Consider the following 20,117-nt stretch of genomic DNA (forward strand, 5'->3'; position numbering starts at 1 on the left):
CCGGTCAGGCAGCGGGGCGGTCAGGCTCCGCCCGCGAACTTCTGGCGCCACCGGGTCAGCTCGTCCTCCGCCGCGCCGTGGGCCCGCAGCCAGCCCGCCGCCCGGTCCTCGTAGCGGGCGAAGGTGGCGAGCACGCTCTCGATCGCCTCCGTGGGGGTCGACATCAGCTCCCGGACCTGCTCCTCGTCCACCCCGGGCGGCAGCACCGGGGCGGCGTCGAGCCGCTGCAGCACCTTGAACATGTTCTGGTCGGTGACCGCGTAGTCGGCCACGATGGCGTCGTCGCGCACCCCGGCCGCGCTCAGCAGCATCGCCGCCGACACGCCCGTGCGGTCCTTGCCCGCCGCGCAGTGGATGAGCGCCGGGCCGTCCGCCTCCAGCACGGTGCGGAACACCTCGACCAGCTTCTTCGCCGCGCCCTGGACGATCGACTGGTAGAGCTTGGTCAGGTCGTGCGCCGAGTCGTCGACCTCGACGTCGGCGTGCCGGAGGTCCTCCAGCAGCGGGATGCTGCGCACCTCCGCGACACCGGACAGCGGGTGCTCCTCGCCCTCCGTCTCCCACGAGTCGCGCAGGTCCACCACCACCGCCGGCGGCCAGCTGGGCATGCCCTCCGGCTCGCGGTCGCCGCGGTGCGGGGCGTCACTCCGGTACACCACGCCCGGGCGTGTCATCGCACCGTCGCCGATGGGCTGACCGCCCAGGTCGCGCAGGTTGACCAGCCGGTCCAGCGGATCCGTCGTCGACAAAGTGACCTCCGTGGCGTTGGGCACCGTGCGGTGCGGCGACGAGTACGCCAGCAAGCGTCCCAGGTGGCACGCCCGACCGGAACGGGATCCGTCACACCTGGCCCTCCCCCCGTGGACGCGGTGATCCACCACGCGGTTACATGGGGCATCGCGTAACCCGAACGCGCGCAAAGGAGCCGCGACGTGACCACCACGAAGTTCGATTTCACCGAGGTACTGCCGCTCGGCCCCGACGACACCGAATACCGGCTCGTCACCGACGAGGGTGTTCGCGTGGTCGAGGCGGCGGGGCGGCGCTTCCTCGAAGTCGAGCCGAGCACGCTCACCGCCCTGGCGACCGAGGCGATCAAGGACATCCAGCACCTGCTGCGCCCGTCGCACCTGGCCCAGCTGCGTGCGATCATCGACGACCCGGAGGCCAGCCCCAACGACCGGTTCGTGGCGACCGACCTGCTGCGCAACGCGTGCGTCTCGGCCGGTGGCGTGCTGCCGATGTGCCAGGACACCGGCACCGCGATCGTGATCGGCAAGCGCACCGAGTCCGTGCTCACCGGTGGTCAGGACGAAGAGGCTCTGTCCCGCGGCATCTTCGACGCCTACCAGGACCTGAACCTGCGCTACTCCCAGATGGCCCCGCTGACCTTCTGGGACGAGCGCAACACCGGCACCAACCTGCCCGCCCAGATCGAGCTCTACAACAAGGCCGGCACCGACCCGGTCTACGAGTTCCTGTTCATGGCCAAGGGCGGGGGCAGTGCGAACAAGACCTTCCTGTACCAGGAGACCAAGGCGCTGCTGAACCCGACGCGGCTCGGCCGGTTCCTGGAGGAGAAGCTGCGGTCGCTGGGCACCGCGGCCTGCCCGCCCTACCACCTGGCGATCGTGGTCGGCGGCATGTCCGCCGAGTACAACCTCAAGGTCGCCAAGCTGGCCTCCGCCCGCTACCTCGACGGGCTGCCGCGCGAGGGCTCGCCGTCCGGGCACGCGCTGCGCGACGTCGAGATGGAGCAGCAGGTCCTGGAGATGACCCGGCAGTTCGGCATCGGCGCGCAGTTCGGCGGCAAGTACTTCTGCCACGACGTGCGGGTGATCCGGCTGCCGCGGCACGGCGCGTCGCTGCCGGTGGGCGTCGCGGTGTCCTGCTCGGCCGACCGCCAGGCCAAGGCCAAGATCACCCCGGAGGGCGTGTTCCTGGAGCAGCTGGAGCGCGACCCGGCCCGCTTCCTGCCGGACGTGGTCGACGAGCAGCTGTCCGACGAGGTCGTCAAGATCGACCTCAACCGCCCGATGGACGAGATCCGCGCCGAGCTGTCCAAGCTGCCGGTCAAGACCCGGGTGTCGCTGACCGGGCCGCTGGTGGTGGCGCGGGACATCGCGCACGCCAAGATCGCCGAGCGGCTCGAGGCCGGCGAACCGATGCCCGAGTACATGCGCAACCACCCGGTGTACTACGCGGGCCCGGCCAAGACGCCGGACGGCTACGCCTCCGGCTCCTTCGGGCCCACCACCGCGGGCCGGATGGACGCCTACGTGGAGCAGTTCCAGGCCGCGGGCGGCTCGCTGGTCATGCTGGCCAAGGGCAACCGGTCGGCGAAGGTGACCGAGTCGTGCCGCAAGCACGGCGGCTTCTACCTCGGCTCCATCGGCGGGCCCGCCGCCCGGCTGGCGCAGGACTGCATCCGCAAGGTCGAGGTGCTGGAGTACCCGGAGCTCGGCATGGAAGCGGTCTGGCGCATCGAGGTCGAGGACTTCCCGGCCTTCGTCGTGGTCGACGACAAGGGCGAGGACTTCTTCGCCGAAGCCACCAAGCCGGTCCTGCAGATCTCCTTCGCCCGCTGAGCCCGCCCGGTCGCGGCCGGGGACGCGGTGCGCGAGCACCGAGGGTCGTGCTCGCGCACCGCGCGGCGCCGGGCGCGACCACCCCGGCACCGGCGGTCCTCGTCAGCGCGACGGGAGCGTCCGAGTGACCGCCCAGCTCTGGCAGTGGTGAAACACCACGTTTCCCGCAGGAGCCCCACCTCCTGCGGGAAACGCGGTGTTTCCGGTCAGCTGCTGGTTCTCATGGGCAGGTTCTTCCTCGTCGCACCGGCGGTCAGCGCGGCACCTTCACGTCGCGCTGCTCCAGCACGATCTTCCGTCCCTCGACCGGCGCGTCGAGGCGCACGGCGACCGGCGGGTAGCGCAGGTCCATGGTGCAGATCCCGGGCGGGTCCGGGGTCTCCTCCACCAGCACGACCTTGACGTGGTCGGCGGTCTGCTCGGCCGCTTCGGCGTGCACCGTGCTGCAGCCGCCCTCCTGGCCGGTCGCGACCACGACGGTGCCGCCGTCCTGGGTCCAGACCTTGGTCGGGTAGCTCTTCGGCAGCGCCGAGGTGTCGAGCTGGGACTCGGCCACCGGCGTGCGTTCGGTCTCCGGTTTCGGCTCCACCGGGCCGGGCGGTGCCGGCGGCTGGCCACCGAAACCCACTTCGTCGTTCGGCTGCTGGGCGCAGGCGGCGAGAGCCAGGAGCAGAGCCCCCGCACCCACTGCGGTGTGTAGGCGTCTCATGCCCTAGGGACGGAGGGGGTGGCGCACGGGGTTGCGCGGGAACCTGATCAATTTTTCCGCCCGGTCTTTCCCACAGTCCGGGACCGGTGGTGATCACCCGCCCGAACGTGGTTTCGTCGGTGCGTTCGACTCCCAGCACTGGAGTGTCTCCGAATGTCCACCACAGCCACTTCCGCCACGCAGAGAACCGCCCCGCCGCAACAGGCGCAGGGCGGGGTGCAGTGGGTCCCGCTGACCGTCGGCGTGCTCGCCGCCGTGGCGCTGGTGATCGCCGCGGCCCTCGTGGTCGGGGTGAAGTCCGCCGTGCTGGCCGGGCTCGGCCTCGCGCTCGGCCTGACCCTGTTCCACTCCCGCTTCGGCTTCACCTCGGCCTGGCGCCAGCTGGTCTCCGTCGGGCAGACCGAGGGGATCCGCGCGCACCTGCTCATGCTGGGCGCGGCGTCGGTCCTGTTCGCCCCGATCCTGGCCGGTGGCGTGACCTTCTTCGGCGGCGAGACGGAGGGCAACGTCTCCCCCGTCGGCCTGGGCGTGGTCGTCGGTGCGGTGCTGTTCGGCATCGGCATGCAGCTGGGCGGCGCGTGCGCCTCGGGCACGCTGTTCGCCGTCGGCGGCGGCAACACCCTGCTGGTCATCACGCTGCTGTCGTTCATCACCGGTTCCGTGGTGGGTGCCCTGCACTTCCCGCTGTGGACCTCCGACGCGATCACCCTCGGCTCCTTCTCGCTGGCCGAGGACACCGGGCTGGGCTACTTCGGCGCGCTGGTCGTCCAGCTGGCCGTGCTCGGCGCCATCGGCTTCGTCGCGGTCCGCTGGGCCCGCCGCCACGACGCTCCCCCCGCCGGGCGCCCGCCGACGTCCCGCGGGCTGTGGCGGGTGCTGCGCGGCTCGTGGCCGCTGTGGGTCGGCGCGCTGCTGCTGGCCGCGCTCAACGCCGTCGTGCTGCTGACCCGCGGTTCGCCGTGGGGCATCACCTCGGCCTTCGTCCTGTGGGGTTCGAAGGTGCTGCAGGCGGTCGGCGTGGACGTGGCGAGCTGGCCCTACTGGCAGGGCGAGCGCGCCGAGCAGCTGGCCGGTCCGCTGCTGGCCGACTCCACCACGGTGCTGGACTTCGGGATCATCGTCGGCGCCCTGGTCGCCTCCGCCGCGTCGGGCGCGTTCGTGCTGGCCAAGCGGCTGCCGGCGAAGGCGGTGCTGGCCGCGGTGATCGGCGGGCTGCTGATGGGCTACGGCGCGCGCCTCGCCTACGGCTGCAACATCGGCGCCTACTTCTCCGGCATCGCGTCGTTCTCGCTGCACGGCTGGCTGTGGGGGCTGATGGCCCTGGTCGGCACCTGGATCGGGCTGAAGCTGCGCCCGCTGTTCGGGCTGGCCGTCCCCAAGCCGAGCGACTCGGTCTGCTGAGCGTTCCGCGACCGGAGTCCGCAGGGGCGGGTGGGCACGACCCACCCGCCCCTGTTCGCGTCTGCCGTCAGGAGCGCACGTGCGCGGTGGCGATCCAGTCCCGGACCCACCGCGACAGCTCGCCGCCGTGGCGCACCCAGTGGAAGTGGCCGAGGTCGTCCGCCCCGGCGTCCGCCCTCGTGTAGTGCTTGGTGGTGCGCAGCGCGTGCGGTGCCTTCGCCACCAGGTGGTCCACCGAGGAGCGCGGCGCCAGCCCGTCCCCCGCGACGGTGACGGTCAGCAGCGGGAGGCGCACCTCGCGCAGCGCCTCCTCGTAGTCGGTGGCCGAGCCGTTGAGGCGGTACACGCTGGTGCGGGCCTGGCGCGCCCAGTCCTGCACCAGGCTCGCTGCCTGCCGACCGCCGAAGCCGAACCGGTGGCCGGGCCAGTAGCCGAGCAGCGTCGCGGCGGCGGCCACCAGCTGGGTCCCGACCAGCGTGCGCACCCTGCCGAAGCCGGGGAAGCTGCGGTACCACACCGATCCCGACGCGACCAGCGCCACGCCCTGCACGCGCCCCTGGTGGCGCGCTGCGTGCAGCAGGGAGACCTGTCCGCCGAGGCTGTGCCCGAGCAGGAAGCGCGGCGCCTGCGGCAGCACCGACTCGACCAGGTCGAGCACGGCGTCGAGGTCGTCGATGAGGCTCTGGTAGCCGTAGCGCACGCGGCGCGAGGCGACCGGGGTGCTCTCGCCCTGGCCGCGCAGGTCGAAGGTCACCACGGTCAGCCCCTGGCGGTGCAGGTCGGCCACGAAGGGCCGGTAGTAGCGCGCCGGCACGCCCATCGCGGGGACCAGCACGACGACCGGGCTGGTCGGGTCGTCCTGCTGCGCCGCGCGGACCTTGATCCGGTGCGGGCCGGCCGGGACCAGCCCGAGCACCACCTGGGCGGGCGCGTCGGGTTCGGAGCTGCGGTCGGCGGTGTCGGTGTCCACGAGGGCCAAGATTAACGGAACTGTTCGGTCTCGAACAGCTCGTCAGCGGAGCCGCCGCGGCCCCGTGTCCGGCGCCACCGGGGAGGCCCCGACGGCCACCGTGGCGCCGGTGACCGCCGCCCCCGCCGGGGAGGCGAGCACCGGCTGCAACACCAGTTCGCGCACCTCCGGCAGGTCCTCGGCCAACGTCGCGACCCGCAGCACCAGGTCCTCCAGCGCGGCGAGGTCGGCCGGTTCCACACCGCGGTACCCGGCCAGCAGCGGCGCCGCCCGGGGCTCGCGGACCAGCGACGCCACGTCCACGTCGGACAGCGGCAGCGCGCGGTAGGCCTTGTCCCCGAGCAGTTCGCTGGCCACCCCGGAGAGCCCGAAGGACACCAGCGTGCCGAACGACGGGTCGTCGGTGAGGTCGATGACGCACGAGGTCCCGCGCACCGCCATCCGCTGCACGTACACCTCGTCGAGCCCGGAGACGCTGCGGATGTCGGTGTAGGCCGCCCGCACCGCGTCGGCGCTGCCCACGTCGAGCCGGACGCCGACCAGGTCGCTGCGGTGCCGGAGCCGGTCGCTGACCGACTTCAGCGCCACGGGGAAGCCCAGTTCCTCGGCCGCGGCCACGGCCTCCTCGACACCGCTCACCTTGCGGAACGGCACCACCTCGATGCCGTAGCAGCCGAGCAGCTGCAACGCGCGCTCGTCGTCGAGCTCGGTGATCCCCGCCTCCAGCCACGCCTCGACCAGGGCCCGGGCCCGCTCCGCGTCGACCCCCTCCGGACGGACGAAGTGACCTTGCGGGGCGGCCCGCCACTGCGCGTAGCGGGTCACCCGGGCCAGTGCCAGCACCGAGCGCTCCGGGCTCGGGTACGACGGCACGGAGCCCTTGCCCGCGATGCCGTCCGGGCCCGGCACCACCAGCTCGTCCGGCACGCCCTCGGCGGCCAGGAAGGTGGTCACCACGGGTTTGCAGCTCGCGACGTCGGCCTCCTGCAGGGCTTCCCGCATGGCCCGCGCGTACGCGGTCCCGGGCACCGCCACCGGGGGCGCGAACACCGTGACCAGCGCGTCGACGTCCGGCCGCAGGGCGGCCGCGCGGACGGCGGCGGCGAACTCCTCCGGCCCGGCCGAGGCGCCCACGTCGACCGGTTCCCCGGCCAGCTGCAGGCCCTGGGCCTGCGCCACGTCGGCCGCGATCATCCCCAGGGCCGAGGAGTTGCCGACGATCGCGACGCGGTCGCCCTGCGGCAGCGGCTGGTGCGCCAGCAGCAGCGCGGTGTCGAACATCTGCGCCACCGACTCGACCCGGATGACGCCGGACTGCTCGAACAGCGCCTGCACGCTGGAGTCGTCGATCTGCACCGAGGTGGCCGCCAGTCCCGGCCGCACCGCGTTGCGCCCCGACTTGACGACCACGATCGGCTTGGTGCGGGCCAGCCGGCGCGCCAGCCGCCCGAACTTGCGCGGGTTGCCGAACGACTCCAGGTAGAGCAGCACGACGTCGGTGGCCGGGTCGGTCTGCCAGTACTGCAGCAGGTCGTTGCCGGAGACGTCGGCGCGGTTGCCCGCCGAGACGAACGTCGACAGCCCCAGCCCGCGCTCGGTGGCGGTCTCCAGGATCGCCACCCCCAGCGCACCGGACTGGCAGAAGAAGCCGGTGCGGCCGCGGCCCGGCAGCTGCGGGGCGAGGCTGGCGTTGAGCCGGAACTCCGGATCGGTGTTGACCACGCCCAGCGCGTTCGGGCCGACCACCCGCATGCCGTGCACGCGGGCCGCGCGCACCATCTCGCGCTCCACCTCGCGCCCTTCCGGACCGGTCTCGCTGAACCCCGAGCTGACGATGACCAGCGTCTTGACGCCCTTCGCCAGGCAGTCGTCGAGCACCTCGGTGACGCCCGCGGCCGGGATCGCCACCACGGCCAGGTCCACCTCGTCGGGGATGTCCAGCACCGAGGGGTAGGCGCGCACGCCGCGCACCGAGCGGTGCTCCGGGTTCACCGGGTAGACCGGGCCGGTGAAGTCCGCGGTGAGCAGGTTCGTCAGCACCGCGTGGCCGATCTTGCGGTGGTCGGTGGAGGCCCCGATCACCGCCACCGACCGCGGCCGCAGCAGGTTGTGCACGCTGCGCGCCTCGGCGGCCTGCTCCCGGGCCCGCGCGACCGCGACCGACTCCTCGGTGGGGTCGATGTCGAACTCCAGGTGCACGACGCCTTCTTCCATCGCGCGGCTCACCTGGTACCCGGCGTCGCGGAACACCCGCACCATGGTCGAGTTCTCGGCCAGCACCTCGGCCACGAACCGCTGCAGCCCGCGTTCCCGGGCTGCGGCCGCGAGGTGCTCCAGCAGGATCGAGCCCAGACCGCGGCCCTGGTGCGCGTCCTCGACCACGAACGCGACCTCGGCCGACTTCTGCTCGCCCAGCCGGTCGTAGCGGCCCACCGCGACGATGTCGTCGCCGAGCAGCGCGATCAGCGCGACCCGGTTGACGTAGTCGACGTGCGTGAACCGCTCCACGTCGCGCCGGGGCATCCGCGGGTACGGGCCGAAGTAGCGGAAGTACCGGGTGCGGTCGCTGAGCCGGCTGTGGAAGGCGACCAGCTTGTCGGCGTCCGCGACCGTGATCGGCCGGATGTGCACCGTGCCGCCGTCGGAGAGCACCACGTCGGCTTCCCACTGCCGCGGGTACTCGACCGCGCCCGGGACTTGCTCCTGGTCCTCCACTGCTCCGTCCACTTCGGACTCCTCAGTCACGGCTGTCGGCCGGGTCGAGACCGTGCAACGGGAACACCGCGTGGCGGGTGTCGCGGATCGCGGTGTCCACCGAGGACGTGGTCACGCCCGCCCACCGCTCGAACGACGGGTCGGCTTCGTCGGTCATCGACGCCGGCACCGGCACGTTCCCCGCCACCCGCACCGCGTGCGCCATCCAATCCTCCGGGATCGTCGTCTCCGGAGCGATGTCCCGGTCCAGCAGGGTCGCCAGCAGGTGGGTCCAGGCGCGCGGCACGACGCGGTACAGCGAGTAGCCACCACCGCCCAGCGCCAGCCACTTGCCGCCGGCGCAGCTGTCGGCCAGCGACCGCAGGTCCTGGTAGGTCGCGCGCTGGCCGTCCACGCTCTTCGCCAGGTCCGCCAGCGGGTCGTCGCGGTGCGCGTCCGCCCCGCACTGGGTGACCAGCACCTGCGGCCGGAACGCCTCGAGCACCGAGGGCACCACGGCGTGGAACGCGCGCCGCCAGTCGGCGTCACCGGTGCCCGGCGGCAGCGGGACGTTCACCGCGGTGCCGTCCGCCGCTCCCCCGCCGACCTCCGTGCTGAACCCGGTTCCGGGCCACAGCGTCACCGGGTGCTGGTGCAGCGAGATGGTCATCACCCGCGGGTCGTCGTAGAACGCCGCCTGCACCCCGTCGCCGTGGTGCACGTCGATGTCGACGTAGGCGATGCGCTCCACGCCCTGCTCGAGCATCCACGCGATGGCGATCGCGCAGTCGTTGTAGATGCAGAACCCCGCCGCGCGGTCGGCCATCGCGTGGTGCAACCCGCCCGCGATGTTGACCGCCCGGTCCGCCTTCCCGGACACGATCTGCTCGGCGGCCCGGATCGACGCACCCGCGATCAGCGCCGCCGCGTCGTGCATGCGGTCGAAGATCGGGTTGTCCTCGGTGCCGAGCCCGTGGCCCACCTCCCAGCCGGCCATCGGGGCGGCGCGGACCGCCTCGAGGTACTCCGGGGTGTGCACCCGCAGCAGCTCGTCGTCGGCCGCCCGCTCCGGCGTGAGCACCTCGACCCCGTCCAGGACGCCGAGCGCACGGGCCAACCGCATGGTCAGGTCGAGGCGGACCGGGTGCAGCGGGTGGTGCCCGCCGAGGTCGTAGTCCAGCACCGACTCGTCCCACACCACCGCGCACTGAGAACCCATGGCCCGAAACCTACCCGCCCCTGTGGCCGCCAACACAGTGTTCCCGGCCACTGGGGCGGGTGGGCGCGCGGTCAGCCCGCGTCCGGCCCGGTGGCGGCGGGGCGGTCCGGGTCCGCGGACCAGTTCGACCACGAACCCGCGTACAGCGCAGCCGGGTGCTCCGGGTCGGTCACGCCGGCGACCTCCAGGGCGAGCAGCACCGAGCACGCCGTCACGCCCGAGCCGCAGTAGGCCCCGATCGGCGCTGACCGGTCGACGCCGACCGCGGCGAAGTGCGCCGCCAGCTCGTCCGCCGACCGCCACCGCCCCGAGTCACCCACGTGCGCGGCGAACGGCGCGTTCAGCGCACCCGGCACGTGCCCGGCCCGCGGGTCCATCGGCTCGACCTCGCCCCGGTACCGCTCCGGCGCGCGGGCGTCCAGCAGGGTGCCTTCGCGCGCCAGTCGCGCCGCACCGTCGGCGTCCAGCACCGGCATCGACCCCGGGCGGACCCGGACGTCGCCTCCAGTCGGCTGCGGTGGCTCGGTCGTGGTCGGGCGGGCCTCGGCGACCCACGCCGCGTAGCCGCCGTCGAGCACCGCGACCTCCCGGTGCCCGGCCCACCGCAGCAGCCACCAGGCCCGGGCGGCCGCGGAGCCGTTGTCGGCGTCGTAGACGACCACCGGTCGGCCGGTGCGCACACCGGCGCGCCGCAGGACGGCTTCGAGGGCGTCCGGTTCGGGCAGCGGGTGGCGGCCTGCCGGACCGGGTTCGGCGGCCAGTTCGGCGTCCAGGTCGACGAACACCGCGCCCGGCAGGTGCCCCGCGTCGTAGGCCTCCCGCCCGGGCGGTCCGAGCAAGGACCAGCGGACGTCGAGCAGGGTCGGGGGTGACTCCCCCTGCAACGCGGTCATGAGATCATCGGTACTGATCAAAGGATGCATCAGGACGCCCTTTCGTAGCCCGGCGACGAGGTCGGTTGGACATGCCGGCAGTCACTTCCCGACCGCTGACCGCTGTCGTCCGGGGCGACTAGCATCGTGGTTGGGACTGAATGGGGAGCCGACGTGAACGATCTCATCGATACCACTGAGATGTACCTCCGCACCATCTACGACCTCGAAGAAGAGGGCGTTGTTCCACTCCGTGCCCGGATCGCCGAACGATTGGAGCAGAGCGGCCCCACCGTGAGCCAGACGGTCGCCCGCATGGAGCGCGACGGACTGCTGACCGTCGCCGAAGACCGGCACCTCGAGCTCACCAAGGCCGGTCGCGCCCGTGCCATCAGCGTGATGCGCAAGCACCGCCTCGCCGAACGGCTCCTCGTCGACGTGATCGGTCTCGAGTGGGAGCACGTGCACAACGAAGCCTGTCGTTGGGAGCACGTGATGAGCGAGGCGGTGGAGCGCAAGCTCGTCAAGCTGCTCGGCAAGCCCACCACGTCGCCCTACGGCAACCCGATCCCCGGCCTCGACGAGCTCGGCGTGGACCACGCCGAGGCACCGACCGACGGTGACCTGCAGCGCGTCGACGAGATCGCTCGCAACGGTGGTGGCCGGGCGGTCATCCGCCGCATCGCCGAGCACGTCCAGCTCGACCCCGACCTGATGTGCGAGCTCAAGGAGGTCGGCGTCGTGCCGGGCAACGAGGTGGAGGTCATGTCGGTCGTCGGCTCGAACAAGCCGATCGAGGTGCGGGGCCAGAACGGCAGCACCGAGCTGTCTTCCAGCATCGCGCACGCGGTCATGGTGCACGCCAAGTGACCTCGGCCGAGCGCGCGGCGACGCTGTTCGCCGAACAGTACGGCGGCGCTGCCGACGTGGTCTGGTCCGCTCCGGGCCGGGTGAACCTCATCGGGGAGCACACCGACTACAACGACGGGTTCGTGCTCCCCTTCGCCCTGCCGCACCGGACCGCCGTCGCCCTCCGGCGGCGCACCGACCGTCGGTTGTCCATGGCGACCTTCGGCAGTGACGGGCGCCTGCACCGCAGCCCCGAGATGGCCCTCGACGACCTCCGCCCCGGCTCCCCCACCGGCTGGGCCGCTCACCCGGCCGGGGTCGCCTGGGCCCTGCGCGAGACCGGCCTGCCCCTCACCGGGGCGGACCTGATGATCGTCGGGAACGTGCCGACCGGCGCCGGGCTGTCCTCCTCGCACGCCCTGGAGTGCGCGACGGCGTTGGCGCTGCTCGACAGCGTGGGCTCCGCGCCGGGGCAGCCGGGCGCGCCGGGCCTCGACGAGATCGCGCGCCTGGTGCAGCGGGCGGAGAACGACTTCGTCGGCGCGCCGACGGGACTGCTCGACCAGACCGCCTCGCTGTCCTGCACCGAGGCGCACGTCCTGTTCTTCGACGTGCGCACCGGCGACGCCGAGCAGGTCCCGTTCGACCCGCGCAACGCCGGGCTGGAAGTGCTCGTGATCGACACCCGCGTGAAGCACTCGCACAGCGAGTCCGGTTACGGAGAACGCCGCCGGGGCTGCGAGCGCGCAGCGGAGCTGCTGGGGCGCAAGTCGTTGCGCGACGTGACCGCCTCGGAACTGCCTGCGGTCCTTCCGCAGCTGCCGGAGGAGCTGCGACCACTGGTGCGGCACGTCGTCACCGAGAACGACCGGGTGCTGGCCACAGTGGACGAGCTCCGCGCGGGGCGGTACGCCGAGATCGGCCCGGTGCTGACCGCCTCGCACACCAGCCTGCGCGACGACTACCGGGTCTCCTGCCCCGAGCTGGACCTCGCCGTCGACACCGCGCTCGCCGCGGGCGCGCTGGGATCTCGCATGATCGGCGGCGGATTCGGCGGTTCCGCCATCGCCCTGGTGCCCACCGCCGACCGGCCGGCGATCGAGCAGGCCGTGCTGGACGCCTTCGCCCGGGCGGACCTGACCGCGCCCCGGCTCTTCACAGCGGTACCCTCCGCCGGGGCGGGCCGGGACCGGTGACCACCGGACGACCCCGCCCGCTCCCCGGTCCACGGTGGTCGTACCAGAACTCGCACGGAAGGCTGTACCCAGTTGAAGCTCCTCGTCACAGGTGGCGCAGGCTACGTCGGAAGCGTGTGCGCCGCGCGCTTGGTGGAGGCCGGTCACGAGGTCGTCGTGGTCGACGACCTGTCCACCGGGCACGCCGACGCGGTCCCGGACGGATGCACGTTCGTCGAGGCCGACATCGCTGCGGCGGCGAGCGAGCTGCTCGCGGACCCGTTCGACGGTGTGCTGCACTTCGCGGCCAAGTCGCTGGTCGGCGAATCCATGGAGGACCCGCAGAAGTACTGGCACGGCAACGTGGTCACCTCGCTGCGGCTGCTGGACGCCATGCGGGAGCACGGCACGCCCCGGCTGGTGTTCTCCTCCACCGCGGCGACCTACGGCGAGCCGGAGGTCACTCCGATCACCGAGGACACCGCGACGCGACCGACGAACACCTACGGCGCGACGAAGCTGGCCATCGATCACGCGATCACCTCCTACGCGAACGCCCACGGCATCGGTGCCGTGAGCCTGCGGTACTTCAACGTGGCCGGTGCGCACGGCGCCTTCGGCGAGCGGCACACCGTCGAGACGCACCTCATCCCGATCGTTCTGCAGGTCGCCCTGGGCCAGCGGGAGCAGGTGCAGATCTACGGCGAGGACTGGCCCACCAGCGACGGCACCTGCGTCCGGGACTACATCCACGTCACGGACCTGGCCGACGCCCACCTGCTCGCCCTGGACAAGGCCGTCGCCGGCCAGCACCGGATCTACAACCTCGGCAACGGCACCGGGTTCTCGGTCAAGCAGGTGATCGACACCTGCCGTGCGGTGACCGGTCACCCGATCCCCGCCGCGGTGGCGCCGCGCCGCGCCGGCGACCCGGCGACGCTGGTGGCATCGAGCCAGCGCGCGCGGGACGAGCTGGGGTGGCAGCCGCAGCGGGCCGACCTCGAGGTCATCGTTCGGGACGCGTGGGAGTTCACCCGCGAGCGCCACGGCGCCTGACCCGCCCGGCCCGAGCAGCTGGGTCGTCCCGTCGTCCATCACCAGGCACCGTCCTCGGCGAGCACGATCCGGGCGTCCTCGGCGGCGTCCCGGGCGATGACGGCGAGGTCGGTGGGCGGCAGGCCGGTGTCGACGGCCTGCCGCAGCAGGGTGCCCAGGTGGTGGTCCGGCTGGGTCTGCTCGATCCGCTCCAGCGCGGCGTTGCACAACGCACCCTCGCCTCGCACGTAGGCGGAGAACGCCAGCAGCGCGGCGACCTCCGGCAATTCCGCGGCGGGGGCGCGGCGGACCAGGGTGAGCCAGAGCTCCTCGGCCGCCCCGGCCGTCTCGCCCAGCGCGGTGCTCAGGGCGATGTCGCGCACGCGCGTGTCGGACACCGCCAGCAGCACCCGCAGCTGGTCGTCCTCGGTGAGCGCGGACCCGTTGGCCGCGCGCTGGACGGCGGCGAGCACCAGCTGCACGTCGCGCGCCACCCGGTGCGGGTCGTCGGTGTCCATCCGCTCCTCGGCCAGGACGTCGAGCTTGGCCGACCAGCGCGCGACGGCCTCGGGCGACTCCGGCGCCACCAGGGCGCGCAGCTCGTCGCGGCTGCCGAAGGTCACCGCCCCCGTCGCGGCCAGCGCGGCCGCGACGGGTGAGGACTTCGGGTCGGGGATCTCCCCGGAGCACTCGGGTTCGGAGTAGCACTGCCAGGGCGCGGCGGCCTGGATCTCCGGTGCCCACAGGGCGTGCACCAACACGATCCCGGCTCGCTCGAAGGAGTCGCGCAGCACGTCGATGAGGTCGGCGTGCGGCGGACCGGTGCCGGCCCCGTCCGCGTCGGGTCCGTTGAGCAGGGGGCGCCGACAGGCACCGGCGCAGTTGTCGTCACAGGCCTCCGCGTGCGGCTCGGTGCCGACCACGACGAGGACCACGCCTTCGACCCGTTGCCGACTGAGGGGCCCGGACAGCAGCCGCTCGCCGAACCCGCACAGCTTCATCGAGCAGGGCAGGTCCGTGCGCAGGGTGACGCCGAACTTCGGGGTGGACGCGACGTCGTGGAGCGTGAGCACCACGAGCGAGTCGGTCGGGTGGAACCCGAGCATGTGCGGCACGGCGGCCAGCACGTCGGCGGGGTCGGTCAGCGAGACGGTGGTGTTGAGTCGCGTTGCCATGCCACCACCATCGGCACCGAGAGCCGCTGCCGGAAGGGCGTTTCCGCGATCTGTGGACTACCGGGGTCTGATGTGGATGGTCAACGCCGGCGACGAGCGGAAGTCCACTGTGGTGTGTCATCCGAGCCAGCGAATTCGATCACCCGTCGGGAGATCACGCTCCGCGCACCGCGCACCAACGTGAACCACTGTCCAAAAGGGGCGGCCGGAGTCGGAACCCCGGCCGCCCCGTGAGGCACTCGGCCGCTACCCGATCGACCCGACCACCGGCAACGTGATCGAGGTCCGGGCCAGGTCCATCGACAGCCCCGTCCCCGGCTTCGGGCGCAGCGTGAAGTCGTGGTCGCTGGAGAGCACGACGACGCCGAGCCGGTGCCCGGGCGCGAACACGTAGTCGTCCGGCTGCATGGTCACCTGGACCCGGTACGTCGTGCCCGGCTCGATCGGCGAGGTCCGGTCGATCGCGTGCCGGTTCTGCGGATCGGTCCACCCCCGCGTCACCACGGACACCGCGCCGTCCGGCGCCTGGTCCACCAGCAGCGCGGTCACGTTGGCCGCCGGGCGGTCGAAGGCCAGCGCGAGCTCCGCGCGCACCGTTCCGCTGACCCGGACCTGCTCCGCCAGCGGTTCGGTGACGTAGGCCAGGCGGTTCGGCGAGCTCGGGGCCGCCGCCAGGTCCTCGGCCGTCCGGGTCGCGTCGTCCTGCAGCGATTCGACGACCCGGCCGGGCGTCCGCGCCGTGGTCAGGCCGCCCCGGTCGGCACCGCCGGGAGTCGGCCGCAGGACCACGTCCTCGGCCTCCGGTGCCGGCCACTCCGGTTCCTCGACCCAGCTGCCGTTCTCGCGCTGGACGGTGGCGCGCGGCTCGTCCTCGACCCCGTTCGGCACCTGGTACAGGTACCGGGTGAACCAGCGGTTCAGCTCACGCAGCCACTCCTGCTCGCGGAGCGTGATCAGGTCGGTGTGGCCCGACTGGTGCCACCAGATCTTGTGCGGCACGCCGTTCTCGCGCAGCGCCTCGTACCACTGCGCGGCCTGCCTGGTCTTGACGTTCCAGTCGTTGAGGCCGTGCACGGCCAGCACCGCCGCCCGCACCCGGTCCACGTCATCGAGGTAGTTGCGCTCGTCCCAGAACGGGCTGTAATCGCCGGTGACCCGGTCCTGCTCGGCGGTGAGCTGGTCGATCACCGCGCGGCACGGTTCGCGGTCCGCCCGGGTGTGCACGTACTTCGCCAGCACGTCGGCGTCCTCGCCCTGGTAACCGCCGGGCGCGACCACGGCCCCGTCGCTGCGGTAGTAGTCGTACCAGTTGGAGATCGCCCCGATCGGCACGATCGCCTCCAGCCCCTCGACACCGGTGCTGGCCACCGCGTTGGGCAGGGTGCCGTTGTAGGACACGCCGATCATGCCGACCTTGCCCGTCGACCAGTCGGCCACCGCGGGAGCGCCGCCGGCGTCGTGACCCGGAGCTCGCGAGTTCAGCCAGTCGACGACCGCCTTCGCGCCGATCGTCTCGTTCTCCGCCCCGGTGGTCGGGCACCCGGTGGACTCCCCGGTGCCCAGGGATTCCGCGTACACCACGGCGTACCCCCGGGACAGCAGGTACTCCTCGTAGGCCCACTCGATGTCCACGGCCGCTGCCACGCGCTGGTCCCCCACCGTGGTGCGCAGCGACCGGTGCCCCGGACGCTCGGGCACGTAGAGCTCGGTGTCGACGTTGTGGTTCGGCACGTCGTTGCCACCGGAGTAGTAGGGACTGGCCTGGTAGACGACCGGAACCCGCAGGCCCTGCTCGGTCTCCGCCGGTCGCACCACCTGGACGTGCACCCGGTCGCGCTGCCCGTCGTGGTCGCTGTCGACCGGCGCGGTCACGAACAGGTCCTCGCGCACCGCCTGGGCCGGGTCGAACACCGGTTGCGCCTCGCCGTCCTCGAAGACCGGGCCCTGCGGCGGTTGCGCCGCCGCGGGCACTCCGCTCAGCGGCAGGACGCACACCGCAGCCAGCAGAACCGTTCGAAAGCGCCGCATGCAGGCTCCCGGGATGCCGAAGGGACCGGACAACAGCACTGTTCATAGCGCAAAACCCCTGGGGTGGCACCTCTCCGGCACGTTTGCGCCACGACCGCCCGGTCATCACCCGGTAGAGTCGCGGGTGCAAGTCCGCTGCCAGCTGCGAGGAGTGCGCATGTCCATCCCGCCCAGCCTGCTGACCTCGGCCGGTTTGATCGGCGGTTTCGCAGTCGCCCGCGCCACCAAGCACCGGCATTGGGGCGGAGTGGTCGCGGCCGGCGCGGGCCTGGCCGCGGCGGAGACCTGCCGCCGCCGGACCGGGTTGGGACCGGCCCTCGCGCTGGGCGTCACCTACGCGGCGGCGCTCACCGGCTCGCACCCGCTGGCCAAGAAGATCGGTGCGTGGCCGTCGGTCTTCTCCGTCACCGGCGCGACCGCTGTCGCCGCACAACTGCTGGCCAGGCCCCGCGGCTGAGCCGTCACCGCTCGGCGAGGAACGCGTCGGAGGACACGCGGCCGACCACGTGGGCCGGGCCAGCTGACCGCCGCGGCGGAAACCGGCGACGGCCTCCCGGCAGCACGAGCCGACGGCGTCCCGTCGCGGCCAGGTACGCGCGGGCCAGGTCGCCGTGACTGCGGATCTCCGGCCCCCGTCCAGCACGCGGCCCGCTGGAGCGCCGACCGCGTGCCCGACCTGGCGACGACGCGGAGCCCCGCCCGGCGAACCGCGTCGAGCAGGTCCTCCCGCGTGCGCAGGCCGAGGCGTTCGGCGAGGTCGGAGAGGACCAGCCCGCCCTCACCGCCCGGGTCCGGGTGGTCGGTCAACCCGTCCAGGAAGCCCAGCAGCACCCGGCCCGCATCGCCGACACCGCCTCCACCACGGTGGCCGCGCTCGAACCGCGTCGAGGCGGCCAGGCGCACCACGTCGCCGACGACCACCCCGTCGACGTGGGCGACTTCGTGTCCGCCGTGGCGGAGACCGCCGGAGGGGCCGCTCCCCGCCCGCGCGGAGACGAGCGAGTGGTAGCTGCGTCACGTGGGGGGGCGGACGGGACTGCCCACCGACGTCCGCGAGAAGGGCGGCCGGGCAGGACGCTTTCCGCCTGATCAGCCGGGCGCGGGAAGGCTTCCTGCGTCCGTGACCAACGCCACGTCGGCGGTCCCTCTGCGCAGGTCGGCGCCACCCCCGGTGCTGTCCGCGAGCCCCCGGGAGGTCATTAGGGTGTACGCGTGGCCTGTTCCACGGACGAAGGCGAAGGGACTCCGGTGAACGCTCCAGCATCGACCATCGAAGAGCTGACCGCCCAGCGCGATCGCGCCAGCCAGGAGCACGCGACCCTGGTCGCGCGCGGCCTGAAGCTGGACCTCACCCGGGGCAAGCCCTCGCCGCGCCAGCTCGACCTCACCAACGACCTGGTGCAGGTCGACGGCCCGCTGACCTCCGCCGACGGCACCGACCTGCGCAACTACGGCGGGCTGCAGGGCCTGCGCGAGCTGCGTGAGATCTTCAGCGGTGAGCTGCAGGTGCCGGTCGAGCAACTGCTCGCCGCGGGCAACTCCAGCCTCGAGCTCATGCACGACGCCCTGGTCTTCGCGCAGCTCGGCACCGTCCCCGGCGGTGAGCGCCGCTGGGTCGACGAGCCCGAGGTCAAGTTCCTGTGCCCGGTCCCCGGCTACGACCGGCACTTCGCGTTGTGCGAGCGGTTCGGCATCACGATGGTCCAGGTCCCGATGACGCCGGACGGCCCGGACATGGACGTCGTCGAGCGCCTCGTCGCCGAGGACCCGGCGGTCAAGGGCATCTGGTGCGTGCCCAAGTACAGCAACCCGGACGGCACCGTCTACTCCGACGAGACCGTGCGCCGCCTGGCGGCCATGCGCACCGCGGCCCCGGACTTCCGCATCTTCTGGGACAACGCCTACGCGGTGCACCACCTCACCGACGAGCCCGCGGAGATCGCGGACCTGCTCGCGCTGTGCGCCGAGCACGGCAACCCCGACCGGGCGTTCGTCTTCGGGTCCACCTCGAAGATCACCTTCGCCGGTGGCGGCGTCGCCTTCTTTGGCTCCTCCCCGGCCAACGTCGAGTGGTGGCTGAGCTGCACCTCCAAGCGCCACATCGGCCCGGACAAGATCAACCAGTTGCGGCACGTCCGGTTCCTGCGCGACGCCGACGGCCTGCGTGAGCACATGCGGCAGCACGCGGCGCTGATCCGCCCCAAGTTCGAGGCCGTCGACAAGATCCTCACCGAGGAGCTGGGCGGCACGGGCCTCGCCTCCTGGACCAAGCCGGCCGGTGGCTACTTCATCAGCCTGCGGGTCCTCGACGGCTGCGCCCGCGCGGTGGTGGCCAAGGCCAAGGAGGCGGGCATCGCCCTCACCCCGGCCGGTGCGACCCACCCCTACGGCGACGACCCCACCGACAGCGTGATCCGCATCGCGCCGACCTTCCCGGAGCAGGCCGAGCTGGAGGAGGCCATCAAGGGCTTGGCCACCTGCGTCCGCCTCGTCTGCACGGAGAAGCTCCTCGCCGACCGCCAGAACTGACCGCACGGGGTGGGGACGGCACCCGCGTCCCCACCCCGCCCGGTGAGTGTCCACACAGGACAGCGATCAGCTGACTCGCCCACGGGGCGGAACGGCACTCGGCTCCCCCTCGGACCGGCGACCCCGCCCGGTCGCCGGCGGAACCGTCGCCACCTCGCCGAGGACGTCTCCACGCAGGGCGAGGGCGTCGAGTCCCCGGTCAGCGGGGCCGGTTCGCCGCGCTCACCACCGTTCGGTCACACCGGCACGTCGACCAGCTTGGCCGCGACCCAGTAGAAGACCTTCGGCTCACCCGCCCCCGACTCCGTGAGCCAGGCGGCAGCCCGGCGCGCGTCCTGCTCGTCCTGGACCAGGCCCCACTCGCCGGGACGGACGCCGGTCGCGTCGTAGACCTCGCGGACCAGGCCGCCGATGCACGTCCAGGTGTGCCAGAGCCCGCACTCGTACCCGACGAGTTCGAACCCCAGCGGCTCGCCGTCGGCAGCCGGCTCGCGGCGGGCGAGCCGTTCCAGCAGAGTGCCCGCTGCAGCCTCCGACCCGCTGTCGGTGATGTCGGCCGTCACCTCCGGGACGTCGGGAACCGCGAACCCCACACCGAGCACGTGCGAGCCGGACCGTCCCGACTGGACGCGCGCCCGTTCGGCCGCTCCCGGACTGCCGAACCAGTCGTCCCACTCGTGCGGGTCCGTGTACAGCACGTCGACCACGCACCCGCTCATCGACACCAGCTCCCCCTCCGGCAAGCTGCTGTCCTGCCACTCCTCGCGCACGTACCGCGGCGCGACGCGGTACCCCGCCAAGACGTAGTCGGTGCTCACGGGACCAGTGTCGCGGCCGCGGCAAGCGGGTTCCCGACGAACGACGTCCGGACGA

16 protein-coding genes are annotated in these 20,117 nt (G+C 72.7%); 7 read left to right on the top strand and 9 right to left on the bottom strand.

The annotated features are described in order from the left end of the window. Positions 1-20 precede the first annotated feature (20 nt). Positions 21-749: a tyrosine-protein phosphatase gene (locus HNR68_RS21975; RefSeq protein WP_179723645.1), complete on the bottom strand. Its 729-nt coding sequence runs from the start codon at positions 747-749 to the stop codon at positions 21-23. Positions 750-932: 183 nt separating this feature from the next. Here HNR68_RS21975 and HNR68_RS21980 point away from each other — a divergent pair, with 183 nt between their 5' ends. Beyond that, positions 933-2,588, top strand: coding sequence for a FumA C-terminus/TtdB family hydratase beta subunit (locus tag HNR68_RS21980; protein ID WP_179723646.1), 1,656 nt, complete (start codon positions 933-935; stop codon positions 2,586-2,588). Between the two features lie 253 nt (positions 2,589-2,841). On the opposite strand, the gene HNR68_RS21985 is transcribed toward HNR68_RS21980, so the two are convergent. Beyond that, on the bottom strand, positions 2,842-3,177 hold the full coding sequence (locus HNR68_RS21985; protein WP_246330512.1) for a hypothetical protein: 336 nt from the start codon (positions 3,175-3,177) through the stop codon (positions 2,842-2,844). A gap of 273 nt (positions 3,178-3,450) precedes the next feature. On the opposite strand from HNR68_RS21985, the gene HNR68_RS21990 reads away from it, so the two are divergent. Then, the gene (locus HNR68_RS21990; protein ID WP_179723648.1) at positions 3,451-4,698 is read left to right on the top strand and encodes a YeeE/YedE family protein; all 1,248 of its coding nucleotides are present in this window, start codon (positions 3,451-3,453) and stop codon (positions 4,696-4,698) included. 67 nt (positions 4,699-4,765) lie between these two features. On the opposite strand, the gene HNR68_RS21995 is transcribed toward HNR68_RS21990, so the two are convergent. The 4 genes from HNR68_RS21995 to HNR68_RS22010 form a co-directional block, all read right to left on the bottom strand. Then, positions 4,766-5,668, bottom strand: coding sequence for an alpha/beta fold hydrolase (locus HNR68_RS21995; RefSeq protein ID WP_179723649.1), 903 nt, complete (start codon positions 5,666-5,668; stop codon positions 4,766-4,768). 42 nt (positions 5,669-5,710) lie between these two features. Continuing rightward, a complete protein-coding gene (locus tag HNR68_RS22000; protein WP_179723650.1) occupies positions 5,711-8,395 on the bottom strand; it encodes a GNAT family N-acetyltransferase in 2,685 nt (894 codons plus the stop codon). A gap of 10 nt (positions 8,396-8,405) precedes the next feature. Then, the gene (locus HNR68_RS22005; RefSeq protein ID WP_179723651.1) at positions 8,406-9,581 is read right to left on the bottom strand and encodes an acetoin utilization protein AcuC; all 1,176 of its coding nucleotides are present in this window, start codon (positions 9,579-9,581) and stop codon (positions 8,406-8,408) included. A 71-nt stretch (positions 9,582-9,652) separates the two neighbouring features. Then, positions 9,653-10,504, bottom strand: coding sequence for a sulfurtransferase (locus HNR68_RS22010; RefSeq protein ID WP_179723652.1), 852 nt, complete (start codon positions 10,502-10,504; stop codon positions 9,653-9,655). A 123-nt stretch (positions 10,505-10,627) separates the two neighbouring features. On the opposite strand from HNR68_RS22010, the gene HNR68_RS22015 reads away from it, so the two are divergent. From HNR68_RS22015 to galE, 3 genes are all read left to right on the top strand, one after another. Next, a complete protein-coding gene (locus HNR68_RS22015; RefSeq protein ID WP_179723653.1) occupies positions 10,628-11,323 on the top strand; it encodes an iron-dependent transcriptional repressor DtxR in 696 nt (231 codons plus the stop codon). Then, the gene (gene galK, locus HNR68_RS22020) at positions 11,320-12,498 is read left to right on the top strand and encodes a galactokinase (protein WP_179723654.1); all 1,179 of its coding nucleotides are present in this window, start codon (positions 11,320-11,322) and stop codon (positions 12,496-12,498) included. The genes HNR68_RS22015 and galK overlap by 4 nt, the downstream gene beginning before the upstream one ends. 72 nt (positions 12,499-12,570) lie before the next feature. Further along, positions 12,571-13,533: a UDP-glucose 4-epimerase GalE gene (gene galE / locus HNR68_RS22025; RefSeq protein ID WP_179723655.1), complete on the top strand. Its 963-nt coding sequence runs from the start codon at positions 12,571-12,573 to the stop codon at positions 13,531-13,533. A gap of 38 nt (positions 13,534-13,571) precedes the next feature. On the opposite strand, the gene HNR68_RS22030 is transcribed toward galE, so the two are convergent. Continuing rightward, positions 13,572-14,687, bottom strand: a complete 1,116-nt coding sequence (locus tag HNR68_RS22030; protein WP_179723656.1) for a DUF4192 domain-containing protein — start codon at positions 14,685-14,687, stop codon at positions 13,572-13,574. Positions 14,688-14,933: 246 nt separating this feature from the next. Further along, positions 14,934-16,715 carry a Xaa-Pro dipeptidyl-peptidase gene (locus HNR68_RS22035; protein WP_179723657.1) on the bottom strand — a complete coding sequence of 594 codons (1,782 nt, stop codon included), beginning with the start codon at positions 16,713-16,715 and terminating at the stop codon, positions 14,934-14,936. 157 nt (positions 16,716-16,872) lie between these two features. Here HNR68_RS22035 and HNR68_RS22040 point away from each other — a divergent pair, with 157 nt between their 5' ends. Both HNR68_RS22040 and HNR68_RS22045 read left to right on the top strand, forming a co-directional pair. Further along, on the top strand, positions 16,873-17,172 hold the full coding sequence (locus tag HNR68_RS22040; RefSeq protein ID WP_179723658.1) for a hypothetical protein: 300 nt from the start codon (positions 16,873-16,875) through the stop codon (positions 17,170-17,172). Between the two features lie 812 nt (positions 17,173-17,984). Next, the gene (locus HNR68_RS22045) at positions 17,985-19,244 is read left to right on the top strand and encodes an aspartate aminotransferase type Ic (RefSeq protein ID WP_380574279.1); all 1,260 of its coding nucleotides are present in this window, start codon (positions 17,985-17,987) and stop codon (positions 19,242-19,244) included. Positions 19,245-19,480: 236 nt separating this feature from the next. On the opposite strand, the gene HNR68_RS22050 is transcribed toward HNR68_RS22045, so the two are convergent. Next, complete coding sequence (locus HNR68_RS22050) at positions 19,481-20,062, bottom strand: hypothetical protein (protein WP_179723660.1); 582 nt, start codon at positions 20,060-20,062, stop codon at positions 19,481-19,483. Positions 20,063-20,117: the final 55 nt, after the last annotated feature.

This window comes from Saccharopolyspora hordei, from assembly GCF_013410345.1.
Lineage (GTDB): Bacteria > Actinomycetota > Actinomycetes > Mycobacteriales > Pseudonocardiaceae > Saccharopolyspora > Saccharopolyspora hordei.

Coding starts and splice junctions, on each gene's coding strand:
- HNR68_RS21990 (WP_179723648.1), top strand. CDS start 3,451: ATGTCCACCACAGCCACTTCCGCCACGCAGAGAACCGCCCCGCCGCAA.
- HNR68_RS22005 (WP_179723651.1), bottom strand. CDS start 9,581: ATGGGTTCTCAGTGCGCGGTGGTGTGGGACGAGTCGGTGCTGGACTAC.
- HNR68_RS22010 (WP_179723652.1), bottom strand. CDS start 10,504: ATGCATCCTTTGATCAGTACCGATGATCTCATGACCGCGTTGCAGGGG.
- HNR68_RS22030 (WP_179723656.1), bottom strand. CDS start 14,687: ATGGCAACGCGACTCAACACCACCGTCTCGCTGACCGACCCCGCCGAC.
- HNR68_RS22035 (WP_179723657.1), bottom strand. CDS start 16,715: ATGCGGCGCTTTCGAACGGTTCTGCTGGCTGCGGTGTGCGTCCTGCCG.
- HNR68_RS22040 (WP_179723658.1), top strand. CDS start 16,873: ATGTCCATCCCGCCCAGCCTGCTGACCTCGGCCGGTTTGATCGGCGGT.